Origin of the sequence: Sulfoacidibacillus ferrooxidans, assembly GCF_022606465.1 — a bacterium.
GTDB classification, from domain to species: Bacteria; Bacillota; Bacilli; order Alicyclobacillales; family SLC66; genus Sulfoacidibacillus; species Sulfoacidibacillus ferrooxidans.
In genome coordinates this window covers 159821-172160 of the sequence record NZ_JALBUF010000001.1, presented here as the reverse complement: position 1 = coordinate 172160, position 12340 = coordinate 159821, and the positions used below count along the sequence as shown (strand labels likewise).

At 45.4% G+C, this 12340-nt stretch carries 14 protein-coding genes; 11 read left to right on the top strand and 3 right to left on the bottom strand.

What is annotated here, in order from left to right; all coding sequences use genetic code 11:
• Positions 1 to 26 precede the first annotated feature (26 nt).
• Positions 27 to 926 (top strand): LysR family transcriptional regulator, encoded by a 900-nt coding sequence (locus MM817_RS01005; RefSeq protein WP_241711575.1) that lies wholly within the window; start codon positions 27 to 29, stop codon positions 924 to 926.
• Positions 927 to 932: 6 nt separating this feature from the next.
• Here MM817_RS01005 and MM817_RS01000 read toward each other — a convergent pair whose 3' ends face one another.
• A complete protein-coding gene (locus MM817_RS01000) occupies positions 933 to 1367 on the bottom strand; it encodes a hypothetical protein (protein WP_241711574.1) in 435 nt (144 codons plus the stop codon).
• 96 nt (positions 1368 to 1463) lie between these two features.
• Positions 1464 to 2969 carry an RsmB/NOP family class I SAM-dependent RNA methyltransferase gene (locus MM817_RS00995; protein ID WP_241711573.1) on the bottom strand — a complete coding sequence of 502 codons (1506 nt, stop codon included), beginning with the start codon at positions 2967 to 2969 and terminating at the stop codon, positions 1464 to 1466.
• A gap of 106 nt (positions 2970 to 3075) precedes the next feature.
• Between MM817_RS00995 and MM817_RS00990 the strand changes: the two genes are divergently transcribed.
• From MM817_RS00990 to trxA, 10 genes are all read left to right on the top strand, one after another.
• Entirely contained in the window at positions 3076 to 3258 is a 183-nt protein-coding gene (locus MM817_RS00990) for a hypothetical protein (protein WP_241711572.1), read from the top strand.
• 5 nt (positions 3259 to 3263) lie between these two features.
• Entirely contained in the window at positions 3264 to 3533 is a 270-nt protein-coding gene (gene gerPC, locus MM817_RS00985) for a spore germination protein GerPC (RefSeq protein ID WP_241711571.1), read from the top strand.
• A 73-nt stretch (positions 3534 to 3606) separates the two neighbouring features.
• Positions 3607 to 3972 carry a preQ(1) synthase gene (gene queF / locus MM817_RS00980; RefSeq protein WP_241711570.1) on the top strand — a complete coding sequence of 122 codons (366 nt, stop codon included), beginning with the start codon at positions 3607 to 3609 and terminating at the stop codon, positions 3970 to 3972.
• A 123-nt stretch (positions 3973 to 4095) separates the two neighbouring features.
• Positions 4096 to 5178 carry a YheC/YheD family protein gene (locus MM817_RS00975; RefSeq protein WP_241711569.1) on the top strand — a complete coding sequence of 361 codons (1083 nt, stop codon included), beginning with the start codon at positions 4096 to 4098 and terminating at the stop codon, positions 5176 to 5178.
• Positions 5179 to 5294: 116 nt separating this feature from the next.
• Positions 5295 to 7226, top strand: coding sequence for a hypothetical protein (locus MM817_RS00970; protein WP_241711568.1), 1932 nt, complete (start codon positions 5295 to 5297; stop codon positions 7224 to 7226).
• A 10-nt stretch (positions 7227 to 7236) separates the two neighbouring features.
• Complete coding sequence (locus MM817_RS00965) at positions 7237 to 8202, top strand: ABC transporter ATP-binding protein (RefSeq protein WP_241711567.1); 966 nt, start codon at positions 7237 to 7239, stop codon at positions 8200 to 8202.
• A gap of 20 nt (positions 8203 to 8222) precedes the next feature.
• A complete protein-coding gene (locus MM817_RS00960; protein ID WP_241712255.1) occupies positions 8223 to 9137 on the top strand; it encodes an ABC transporter permease in 915 nt (304 codons plus the stop codon).
• 111 nt (positions 9138 to 9248) lie between these two features.
• On the top strand, positions 9249 to 10298 hold the full coding sequence (locus MM817_RS00955) for a hypothetical protein (protein ID WP_241711566.1): 1050 nt from the start codon (positions 9249 to 9251) through the stop codon (positions 10296 to 10298).
• A 66-nt stretch (positions 10299 to 10364) separates the two neighbouring features.
• Positions 10365 to 10583: a NifU family protein gene (locus MM817_RS00950; RefSeq protein ID WP_241711565.1), complete on the top strand. Its 219-nt coding sequence runs from the start codon at positions 10365 to 10367 to the stop codon at positions 10581 to 10583.
• Between the two features lie 20 nt (positions 10584 to 10603).
• On the top strand, positions 10604 to 10924 hold the full coding sequence (gene trxA, locus MM817_RS00945; protein ID WP_241711564.1) for a thioredoxin: 321 nt from the start codon (positions 10604 to 10606) through the stop codon (positions 10922 to 10924).
• Positions 10925 to 10989: 65 nt separating this feature from the next.
• Here the strand turns inward: trxA and MM817_RS00940 are convergent, their stop codons facing one another.
• Positions 10990 to 12285 (bottom strand): glutamate-1-semialdehyde 2,1-aminomutase, encoded by a 1296-nt coding sequence (locus MM817_RS00940; RefSeq protein WP_241711563.1) that lies wholly within the window; start codon positions 12283 to 12285, stop codon positions 10990 to 10992.
• Positions 12286 to 12340 lie beyond the last annotated feature (55 nt).

Below are 12340 nucleotides of genomic sequence, written 5' to 3'. Positions count from 1 at the left end.
CTATAGTAGTCAGGAAGGTGTAGAAGATGGAACTACGGTGGATTGAATACGCCCTAGAAGTCTATCGACAAGGTAGTTTTACTCGTGCAGCTGCGCAGTTATCTGTTGCACAGCCATCACTTAGTCAGCAAGTCGCTAAATTGGAACGCGAACTTTCTGTCGTGTTGTTTCATCGTGGTCATGCAGCAGTCACGCCTACAGAGGCAGGACGGAGATTTATAGAATATGCGACTGAAATGATGCGTTTACGGGATGATCTGGCTCGAGAGATGCGAGAACGTGGGCTTGGAATGGAGAAAGAGTTGGTGATCGGTGCACCTGCGATCACAGGTGGCCATGTGCTCCCACCTGCACTGCATGCGTTTACATCGCAGTTTGGCGATGTACGTGTGCGTTTTGTCGAAGAGGCAACAGAAGCCTTAGAAGAAATGGCGGCAAGTGGATTGACTGATTTGACGCTACTCTCATTGCCACTGCGTGATGAGCGCTTGACTGTGCATAAAGTCTTGACAGAAGCGTTATATCTAGCTGTTCCAAGTAATAAAGATTACACAGAGCGAAAAGGATGCGGTGCGAGCTTGTCAGAGTATGCACACATTCCATTTATTATGTTGAAGCAAGGGTATGGTTTTAGGGAAACAGTACTCGCAATGTGTGCAGAGGCTGGGTTTCAGCCGCAGATGGCTTATGAAACGAGCAGTATTGAGACAGCACAAGAACTCGTAGCACATGGCCTTGGCGTGACGATTGTACCTGCCATGGTGCGCCGCGTCGACTCGCCAAAGTTGCTGTACTTGGCACTTGATACACAGCCGACGCGAACACTGGTCTTTGCATATCGGAAACATTGTTATTTATCACTTGCAGCTACAACATTTTTAAAAGTATTTGAAGAGACACAGCTTACACGAGAACAGGCAACATGAGATCGTCTATGATGTCGCTTCACCAATACTGAGGAGTGCATCAATGGCTAATACGCAGTGTTCACCAGCATTGGTTGAAAGTGTTAACTCCTTGTCATCTACATGAACGATCGAACCATAGATTCGCCCTGCTTGAGTGAGGACGCAAACTGGACGTTCCAAAAAGTATTGGCGCAAATAGGTGCTAATCGTGGATTGATGTGCACGAAGCGCGGTTACTTCCTCTGGAGCTTTTGGCAATTGTGTGCGCGGACGTTTTATTGTGTGAGTTTTATGGTCTGACTCGATAGGAACGAAAGCGCGCTGACTCCAACTATTGTCCACAATAGGGTCTGTTTCCATAGTAGTTATCCATGTGGATTTTTGTGGTTCTCTTGTCTCACTCGTCTTTCTGGTGCTAGTTGGTAGAAAAACAGTGGGCTGAGACACCTTATTTGACATGTGAGTTCACGCTCCCTGCAGTGGCTTATGCTCATATAGCCTATGCAATTAGTTTATAGCAGGTTCCTTTATGCTAATTGATCTGGTGAGTGTGATTTAGTGGGGTAGCACAAATGTATATTTTTTGCGCAGACCTTTTGGCATATGGTTTTTTAAGATGCCATCGACTACCTTACCAAAGCCTTGTGGCACACCATCTACAGTAACTAACAGATATCCATTGCTCTCATCAACAGATAGCGTTTCGCCTCGCAAGTAATTTAGTACGCGAATATCTCCATAGGATAATTGCAACTCACGTTGCACATCATGGGCTGTCAGTGCAAGCGCAAGGGCATGAGAGGGAACGATATGGTGATTCCGCGCTGTGCAAAGAGGCAGACCTTTGCGTAAAATCCCATGTGCAAATGGCACTGTTTGGGGTAAGTTATGTGGCACGGCATATAAGATCTCACCATGAAGTGCTAGTGTATGTGTTTCTTGTAGTTTGCGCCAGTAGGTTTTGGATAGGGTAGCGCATGCAAAGTCAGTAAATAATTCGATCACTTCTTGTTGTTGTGCGCTTGCTGTCCGTTTTTTTAAAGATCGTTTCTTCCCGTGAGCTGTACCTATGTGTTGTGATGGAGCACATGAACTTATTTGCTTTTCGATCAGCGCGACAAAATGTCCTTCCCCATTAGATGAATAAGGAAAATAACGATTGCTGCGAGTGGTATCACAGCGAGCAAGATCGTCGTTTCCTACTAGTTGCAAAGTATCTTCTAGGAGTGGCCACTGTTCATTTGCCAATGACCGTAGTTGATCTATGGATAAGCCAGGCAACGCCTCAGGAAGCATAAGTGGCACAAGTCTTACGTCTTGATGTTCAGCGATAAACCGCAAGAGGACAGTTTCATTTTCGATCGGATTAAAAGTGCATGTAGAATAGACGATTCGTCCGCCTGGTTTTGTCATCTGATATGCCGAATCGAGGATATCGAGTTGGCGTGTTGCATTGTGCTCTGGGAGGTGTTCATTCCACTGTGCAATGGATTGTGGATCTTTTCGAAACATACCTTCCCCACTACAAGGCGCATCGACGAGCACAGCGTCAAAAAACTGTTCAAAATAGGGAATCAAAGCATGCGGTTCTAGATTGGTGACGCAAGTTGAAGAAAGCCCCATGCGCTCTGTGTTTTCTGCAAGCGCTAAGCAGCGTTCGCGATGAATTTCATTGGCCACAAGTATTCCGCGATCATTCATGGCAGCTGCAATCTGCGTCGTTTTACCACCTGGTGCAGCACATAAATCAAGAATGCTTTCGCCAGCTACTGGGTGTAATGCTGCCACAGGCGCCATCGCAGAGGGTTCTTGTAGATAAAAGAGCCCACCTGCATGTAGTGGATCGCCCCCTAATGGAAGATCATTTTCTATCATATAGGCATCTTTAGCCCATGGTACAGGTGTATGTAATAAGGGATACAATTCTGCACAAATGGGACGTTTGGGATTCACCCGCAAGGCGCGCCAAGGACGATCAGAATATCCGTCTAGATAGGCAAACCATGCTGTTTCGCCAAAGACTTTGCGATACATGATTTCAAAATCATGAGGTAGGTTCATTTTGTATAGCCTTCTTTCACCTCTGTTACGGTTCACGCATAGTATAGGGGCGAGCTAAGAACTAGGCAAGTGTCACGGGTGAGTGTAGGTGATAGGGGGAGAAAACGTGAGTGCATGCGAAGATCGCATCATCGATGCACGTGTGTCTATTCGCGCGATGAGCATTGAGTCAGTTGAAGGCGGACGAATCAATATAGGAGTGGGTATTGCGGTTAAACCTTCTAAAAAAGCAACAGATACAATTCATTCTATGGAGGAAAAACACTCTGCCAATAGGTCTGCGAGGTGATGGTGGTGGATGAGGACTGGTTTTTACAAAATGAAACGGCTCGTGAGTGGTTTGATCGCGTGCGTATCTTAGAGCGTGAAGTCTCCACATTAAAAGCGATTATTCGCACTCTGAAACACCAAAAAATCGAATACCGTATTGATCAATTACACATCGAATCACTGGAAGGTATTTTAAATATCGGGATTTCTGCGTACGATGAGGAGACACAAAATGAGGTGCTACAAGAGTTAAAACATGAGAAACAGTCTTCAGAGGATGAATCCGCCAATTGACAAGCACTTGACGCCCTGCTACTTTTAACAAGATCGTTGCAATAGAATGTATGGATTAAAGGGGCGTAAGAACGTGTCAACACAAAAAAGTACAGTGTTAGATCCAATTCCAAATCCTTACCCAGAACGAGATTATGAAATTTATATTGAGGCGCCAGAATTTACGACGTTATGTCCGAAAACAGGGCAACCGGATTTTGGCACGATCACATTCCGCTATCGTCCAGGACCTTATATTATTGAACTCAAGTCATTGAAATTGTATCTTTGGAATTTTCGGGATGAAGGCCATTTTCATGAGGAAGTTACCAATCGAATTGCCGATGACTTTATTTCGTATGCGAAGCCTAAATATGTTGAAGTGATCGGGAAGTTTAATGTGCGCGGCGGGATCTCTACCACTGTAAAAGTAGAGTATAACGAGCGGGAACAAGCCTAATCGTACCAGATAGTTGGTTTTGCCAATGGACCAAATGCGTCTTTTTGACATACACATGCATGAGCAGAAGGTGCACCACACGAATGATGTGTTGTACGAGGAAGCAACGGGGAGATGCATGGCATGGTTTTGCGGCAACCAATTATCGGTGTTACGACAACGGTGATTCCGCGTAACAGTGGATTTTTTGGACAGATGGCGAGGCGTGCGGCCGAACATGACGCTCGCCTTATTTTGTTTCATCCAGAACATTTTCATGCTAATCAAGGCGTTATGACAGGCTATGAGTGGGACCATCGGGGCGAGCAGGGATTTGAAAAAGTAACGGCTAGATTGCCCGATGTGATTTATGAAAATGTGTTTGTTCATCTGGTCATGCAAGGTAAGGTTAGAGCCTTAAGACAACAGGCGGCACTACACGGTATACCTGTATTTAATCCACTGATATCAGGGAAAGCTGCCACTTCGAAGTGGATAGCTGATTGTTCAAGTTGTGGACTTCATGTACCTGCTACGCGAAAAATTCATTCAGTTGATGTTATTGATGATATGTTGATGCAGTACGGTGTGCTCTATGTAAAGCCATCGGGTGGCTATGGCGGACGGGGAGTTTTTCGAATAGCGAAAGATCGTGGGAAGATTAGCGTCCACTGTGACCGGTTTTATGAACGTGGGCATTTGCGGTTATCACTAAACCCAGCTGAGTTTCGTAGTTTTGCTGCAAAACATGTACTCCGAGTACCCCATATTGCGCAAGAGCGTATTCCCCTTTTAACCTATCGTGGTGGGCAAGTCGATTTTCGTGTAGTCATACAACGCAATCGCAGTGGTGCGTGGGAGTTAGTCGGTATCGTACCGAAAATTGCAGCTCCCAATGGTGTGGTGACCAATCTGGTTGCGGGTGGAAGTAGGATGCGGTTTAGCGTCTTGCAAACGGCATTAAAGCAGCAGGGGTTAACGATTGATGAAGTGGCGCTTGAACGCACTGCACTTGCAGTAGGACAAATGTTGATCAAACGCTATAAGAGACTTGGCATTATCGGTTATGATTTGGGACTTGATGTCAATGGTCAGCCTTGGTTCATTGAATTAAATCCTAAGCCGGCAAGACGGTTACTTTTTCCTGACATGCAGCGAAAAGCTTCTGATCTGGCGGTGGATTTTGGGTTGTTCTTAGCAACCGAAAAGGGCGTACAAGGCCGCTGATGCGACCTTGTACAATGATTTGTGTTCAGTGTATGGAAGTGTTTGTACAAAGAGTCGCGAGGACTTTTAACGCGTGATACAATGTGGCTATGAAAGTGAGAGATAGGACTGACGCTATGGCTAGCCGGCGCTTCTTGCACATAGGCATGGTACTTGTCTTCGTGCTCTTTTGGTTGTTTCCAAGTGAAGTCAGTCGTGCCGCCACAAGTACTGTAAACATGAGTGTTGGGGTAGGGTTTCAAAGTTATTATGATCCAAATGTGTGGGTGCCTGTTCGCGTGGTGCTTGCGTTTTCAGGAAAAAAGAGTATTCAAGGTAATATTGTGTATCACGTGGCACGTAAGTATCCATATGAAGGAACCATGGAATGGCCGATAACATTACGTCCACATCAGACAAATGTTGTTACTGTTGGCGTTCCAGGAGAGTTATTGCGCCTTGGTGGAGATATCACCTTTCAATATCACGGTGCTGTGTACGCAAGCGCTCATATGATTGGCATCTCTGTTGAAGGTTCCGATGTGGCAGGTGTAGTTAGTGATCATCCGCAGTCTGTTCAGTTTCTAGCAGGAGTTTCTTCTGCTAATGGGACATCAGAGTTAGTGACTGCATACATAAATCCAAAAGCATTACCACCTTCGGTTCAACTTTTGCAGACATTGCGGTATATATATATCGATGGTTCAGCAGCTGCTGAACTTCATTCGAGTCAGGTCAAGGCTTTGGAAGATTGGGTGCGATCAGGTGGGATTTTAGTTTTAGGAGGCGTAGAGCCGAATGCTGGGCAAATCGGTTTATTTTCTCGGCTAAGTCCTGTCAATGGATCGATAGTATTGGACGGATCAGGATCGCAATTGGCATCATTTGCTGGGTCAACTCCACTTCACTCGTCTCTTGCACTATTGTATGGGCATGCTAAACAATCAGCAACAGTTCTTGTAGGGAGTACAAGCCAGGCATTGATTGCTGATGCGCCTCTTGGACGCGGAGAAGTGGTGTATGTTGGTTTTGATGCGTCGTCTCCAGTACTCGTGTCGTGGTCTGGAAATGCACTATTGTGGGATGCCATCTCGCGCTCGCTACATAGTGCTATTTTGGCAGTGAAACCTGATCTTTTTGGGCAAAATGGTACACTTTCTATCATGGGAGCAGCTGAGCAGTTTCCACAGTTGCATTCGCCACCGCTATGGATCTGGGAGATCACGTTTGGATTGTATACATTTATTTGTGGACCTGCGTTGTATATTATATTGCGTAGACATCGCAAAAATGAATGGGCCTGGTTTGTACTGCCGCTGATCGCTTTTGTGGTTGCTGGTGCCATTTATGAAATGGGAGTACTGCAACGTCCAAATGGTATTCTTACACAAAACGTTGGATTAGTTGATATTTTTGATGATCATTTAGCACAAACGGTTGGTGTCGAGGCACTCATGTCTCCACAAATGCGGTCGTATAGTATTGTGACGCCACCATCGACGTGGAGTGTCGCGCTTGCTGAAGAAGCTACAGGATATGCAGATGATGGACGCGTGAGCTTTTTGCATACGGAAAACCGTACAACATTTAGTCATGTGCGAGCGTGGGGCGGAAGGTTTGTCTATTCTGTTCATGAAGCACACCATTTTGGGAACATGGATGCAAACTTATATTCTACGGGGAACACGATTGCAGGCGACGTAGTGAATGACACAAGGGTCAACTTTTCTGATGCAGCTTTAGTGAAAGATGGACAGGTCATCGATCTTGGGCCCATAAAACGCGGAGAAGTGATCGATGTAGATGCTATGCTTCGCTCAAATTCTACACATCACGATGTGCTTGCAGGCCTTTCCATGGCATTACAGAGTGCCTCGTATGGGGTTGGACATGCACTGTTTGGCGATGTCGGTTCATTTGTAGCAGCGAAGGCCCCACAAGGTGACGTGTTGTTTATTGGTTGGACACATGATGAACCGAACTTGTTTAATCCGCTTGGCACAACCTTACCGGCAACACCACAGTGGATCGTTAGACAAGTACTTCCTGTTATGCCCGTAGTGGAATGAGGGATCAATCATGATTCGGACTGAAAATTTATGCAAACGGTATGGGAAGTTTGAAGCCGTTCACGATTTGAATTTAGATGTGAGACCGGGTACTGTATTTGGGTTTATCGGCGAAAATGGGGCGGGCAAAACAACAACACTGTCTATTTTAGCCACATTGATGTTGCCAACATCAGGGCGAGCATTTGTTGGCACTGCAGAGGTTACTTCAGATCCTGCTATGGTCCGGCGATTGATTGGATATATGCCAGATGTTTTTGGCGTATATGATGATTTAACTGTCCGCGAGTACCTTGGATTTTATGGCACAGCTTATGGTGTTGCAAATACTCTTCTTGAGCCCCGGACTCAAGAGTTATTGCACATGGTCAGTTTGGAGGACCGATCGGATGCCTATGTCAATGCACTATCACGTGGCATGCAACAAAGGTTAGGCCTTGCTCGCTGTTTGATGCATGATCCCCCCGTCCTGATCCTGGATGAGCCTGCATCAGGACTGGATCCGCGCTCGCGAATCGAAATGCGTGAGATTATCAAAGGGTTGCGAGAACGTGGGAAGACAGTTCTTATTAGCTCGCATATTCTCCCTGAATTAGCTGATATGTGTGATGAAATAGGGATCATTAAGAGTGGCCAACTGGTCGCCTGTGCATCTGTTGAAGTTGTGACAGCGCGAGCTAATGGGCAGCGTCAGATGTGCCTTGAGGTCTTAGGTGAAGGCCAATTATTAGCTCATTTTGTGCGTCGTCATGAATGGGTGACCGATATTCTTTCTAGTGATGACTGTAAAGTGGAGTTATTATTTGCAGGTGGCGATCAGGAACAGGTGGAATTTGTACGCGAATTATTGCAGGCTGGCTATCATTTAAAATCTTTTCATGAGGTCGGGGGAAGTCTTGAGGATCTATTCTTGCACCTCACGAAAGATGAGGAACGCGTGGATCAACAGACGGCTGCATCAAAACAGATGCTCTAGAGGATGGTGAGAGTGTGCATATGATCGAACGGTGGCTGGGCAATCCGCTATGGCGCAAAGAACTGCGTCAGCGAATGCGTTCTGGACGCACAGTGCTCGCTATGTCACTCTATCTCTTTGTCATCGGGACGGTTGCATTTGTTTTTATGTATGTCAATGTTCAAGGTCAAACGCTTTTATTGCAACCTACGCGGACCGCTGAATTATTTATGTTTTTGTCCTATCTCCAATTGGCTATGATTTCATTTGTTACACCGGGTATTGCAGCAGGTGCGATTAGTGGCGAACGAGAAAGGCAAACACTCAGTGTGCTTTTAACTACACCGCTTTCACCAGGGTCCATTATTATTGCAAAGTTTATTTCTTCTATTTCGTTTTTGTTACTTCTCATTATCATGACACTTCCACTCTATAGTATTGTATTTTTGTTTGGAGGAGTCGTTCCGTCGCAAGTGCTTGCGGTGTTTGGAGAGCAATGCATTACGCTTTTAACCATTGCGAGTGTTAGTGTGTTTTGGTCAACTTTACTTCGCAAAACTGGTTGGAGCACAGTGCTTTCATATGCAACTGTGGCCATGATGTTTTTAGGTTCAGCGATTATTGGGTATTTTTTAGATGATCTTGCAAACCATAGTCCTGACGAAGAAATAATTCAATGGATTGCAGGTTTTTGTTATAGTATCAATCCTGTGTATATGCAGGCCAGTCTCGAGGCAACCTTAGGATTCATAACACCCGCGTTTCATCAACCAGCTGTTGCAGCTATTTTTGTTGTTGTTACAAACCACAATTTAGCTAGTTCTACAGCATGGCTCACTTTTTTAATTGTCTATCTTGTTGGGAGTTTATTGCTTCTTTTAGCAAGTATTTGGCGCTTGCGACCAGGGGCTTTTATTTTGTTGAAAAAGCGAGCAGTGAAATGGCTATTGAGATGATTGGCTTTGAGGAAATTTTGATACAGGGCTTTTTTTCTCAACGGTCGCTGTGTTATGGTGAACGAAACAAGATTTTTTAAGGTAAAATTTAACGAGAAGGATGCAGAGAGAATGGGATCGAATGCAATTTTTTGGATCGTAGCAGGAATTGTTGTACTCGTTGTTATTATTCTATTAGTGGTTTGGAATGTGAATCAACTGAGTCGTCAAAATCAATCGGCTACAGATAAACGAACACAGAAGCCACAACGAACTAAGAAAAAGCGGGATAGTGATCCTGTGGATGAGACAAATGAAGATGAGGACGAGTTATGGGCTGAGCGGCGAAGAGCATATGAAGCGAGAGTAAAGGCAAGAAATGAAGCGGATCAAGGACTAGAGAATCAAGGCACGCGTGATCGACCGTTTGAGCGTGTACGACAAGTTGAACCACAACGAGCCGATGTATTTGAAGAACCTGTCAAGCAAGCCACGGAGACGAGGAAGCCCGAACAACCAGAGATATATGCACAACGTGTGGTTGCACGAGTGCGCAAGCAAAAAAAAATGGCACCAATGGTTAACGCTGTGGTTGCAAAAGATGATCAACATACGATGTATCATCATGAATCACAAGGGAAGTCTGGTTATTCAGCATTACAAGGTGATGAGTTTTCACAAGCCCCTGTAGTAGTAGAACAACATGAGGTAGAATCATCACTAAGTAGCTTAGATGAGGACAATGTGCTACGGTTATCTGCATATGATTTATATTCTACTGATGATATAGATCAAGATATAGAGTCTGGGATGAATCACGAGATGAAACAAGAAGTTACTGAAACAGAAGTTTTCTCGGATTTATTGCGTGCTCGATTGGCTCATCCGCGCGTTCTAGGGTGGATTAGTTTATTGCTATCAGGTGATGTTGTGGCGAGTGATCAGCCTTATGATGAAGAAGTTGTTAAGCAATTCTGTGCACTAGCTCATATGGCAAATGAAACTGCGGTTCTTGTGGGTTTAAACGAGGCTCGTGAATTTCTTGTTCGCGGTGTAGAGGGCATGATCTTGCTTGTTCCCGCTGTGCGAATGGTTCCAGGCAGACCTGAGTATGTGGTTGTTTTCTTAGAATCCGAAGAAGATTATGCAGTTATAGCGGAGCGCTTATTAGGGGACAGCTAAATCCATGTTGCTGTTTGACGCATTTGGTATAATGAGAGGTGGTTCCATGTGGAGGGGGTAATTCGGATGATGGAGCAAGTGCAAGAGGTCATTGAGAGTCTCCGTCCAGCCTTGCAGTCGGACGGCGGCGATGTGGAACTGGTGAGCTTCGTAGCGGGGATTGTTACATTACATCTCACAGGGGCTTGTAGTGGGTGTCCAATGTCAACGATGACATTAAAGATGGGCATTGAACGCGCCCTTAAACAATCTGTTCCAGAAGTGATCGATGTGATTGCAGTATAATTTTTTCGGGGGTGTAGAGAATGGCTGTTCAAGATGTTACTGATCAATCTTTTGCATCATTTATCAAGGGCGATCTTCCTGTGATGATCGACTTTTGGGCTGCATGGTGTGGTCCTTGTAAATTGCTATCTCCTATTGTGGAAGAGCTAGGAAAAGACTTGCAAGGTAAGCTAAAGGTAGGAAAGTTGAATGTGGATGAAAACCCACAAATCGCAGGTCAATTTGGCATTATGAGCATTCCAACCCTAGTTGTATTTAAAGATGGGAAAGCAGTTCGCCAAGTGGTTGGATATATGCCAAAGGCACAGTTACAAGCGCGCATTGCAGATCTGCTTGGTTAATGGGTAAGAACTGAAATGCAAGGAAGATCTAACCATGAGGCCCACAAGATTGTGGGCCTCATTTTTTACTGGAGCGATTGTAGTTCTCGCATACTTTCTTGTACGGCTGTAACAGTGTGTGCGATATCGTCATCGCTGTGTGCGATAGTGAGGAACCAAGCCTCATATTTAGACGGTGCAAGACATACATTGCGGCGCAACATGGCGTGGAAAAATGATGCAAATTGTTTCCCGTCTGTATGGACCGCATCTTGATAGGTTCGAACTGGACGCTCTCCAAAAAATAGAGTAAATGCCCCGCCATAGCGATTAATGGTGTGCGGAATGCCGTATGTATTGGCAGCGGCATGAATCTCTTTAGTAAGAATGTCTGCCTTTTTGGCGAGTGCTTCATATGTGCCCGGTTGCATAAGGACGTCGAGGCAGGCCATACCCGCGCGCATGGATAACGGATTACCAGCAAGTGTTCCTGCTTGATAGGCGGGACCTAAAGGTGAGACTTGTTCCATGATGGCTTGTTTGCCACCGTATGCGCCGATCGGTAATCCGCCACCAATAATCTTACCAAGTGCCATCAGATCAGGCTCTACTGCATTATATTGCACAGCGCCAAAACGAAAGCGAAAAGCAGTAATGACTTCGTCATAGATTAACAGCGCTCCGTATTGTGTAGCTACGAGGCGTACGGCTTCGAGAAATCCGTCATCTGGCGTTACAATGCCAAAGTTGCCTACGACAGGTTCGATTAAGATGCAGGAAAATTCGTTTTCGCGTGCGGCGAAGACCGCTTCTAGAGCAGATACATCGTTGTACGGAATGGTGACTACTTCTTCGGCTACAGATGCTGGAACACCTGCGCTATCAGGTACACCTAACGATGAGGGACCTGATCCGGCTGCGACGAGGACTAAATCTGCGTGTCCATGATAACAACCTGCAAACTTTAAAATTTTGGAGCGACCTGTATACGCGCGTGCAACACGAATAACAGACATCATCGCTTCCGTACCTGAATTGACGAAGCGAATGCGTTCTAGTTCTGGGATGACGGCCTGGAGACGTTCGGCAAATAACGTTTCATAGGGCGTAGGAGTGCCGTATAGACTCCCTTCTGACATGGCGAGGTTTACTTGTTCTACTATGTGAGGATGTGCGTGCCCAGCGATAATAGGCCCATATGCAGCAAGGTAATCAATATAGCGGTTTCCATCAACATCGTATAGATAGGCGCCTTGTGCTTTGCTTATGGTGATAGGACTTTCGCCGCCAACGGCTTTAAAAGATCGTGAAGGACTATTTACACCGCCGATAATAACTTGTTTTGCACGTTCATGCCAAATGCTTGATTGCTCAGTATTCATGAGTGATTCCCTCCTCAGTGAGCATCATAGCACAATTGAGTTTGCGAATATCTGT